The organism is Bradyrhizobium algeriense (assembly GCF_003062295.1).
GTDB classification, from domain to species: Bacteria; Pseudomonadota; Alphaproteobacteria; order Rhizobiales; family Xanthobacteraceae; genus Bradyrhizobium; species Bradyrhizobium algeriense.
In genome coordinates, this window is sequence record NZ_PYCN01000191.1 from 1 (window position 1) to 638 (window position 638).

1 pseudogene is annotated in these 638 nt (G+C 57.7%); it reads right to left on the minus strand.

Going from position 1 to position 638, the window contains the following annotated elements:
• Positions 1-40: 40 nt before the first annotated feature.
• Positions 41-638: pseudogene (locus C7G61_RS43050) on the minus strand (IS630 family transposase); the annotation flags it as partial.

The window sequence follows — 638 nt, forward strand, 5'->3', positions numbered from 1 at the left end:
ATCGGTCGTCTAGATTAGCGTTTTCTTGGTTCGAATCATATCAGGCGGCGTCGGCGAGTTTGTAGGACCACGTGTGGATGACCGGATGGCGATTGACGTCGTCGATACCGGCCATGATGCGCTCCTTGAGTTCGTGTTTTGAGGCCACCCGGATGTGGCGGAGGACTGAACGGGCGAACTTGGAGAAGAATCCCTCGATGAGATTGAGCCATGAGCCGTGCTTGGGCGTGAAGGTGAGCTCGAAGCGCCCGCTTGGTCGAGTGGCGAGCCAGGCTCTGGTTTCTCGCGAGATGTGCGCGGAATGATTGTCGAGGATCAACTTGATCGCAGTGTTCGGCGGATAGGCGGCATCGATAAGATAAGTCTGAGGAACTCGACGAACTCTCGACTGCGATGGCGATCTTTGACAAGGGCGTGGACCTTGCCGGTGAGCAGATCAATCCCAGCCAACAGGCTGAGCGTGCCATGGCGTTTGTATTCATATTTTTGCTTCCCGGTCGACCGCCGCTCGCCGACGAGCCAGACCTCGTCGCCAGGCATGCACTGCATACGGTTATTGATCATCCGGTGCTTATGGCCATCCGCAACGCGGACACGGCGGGCCGTGAAGAGACATGTCAGCCGACCTTTGGTGCCCC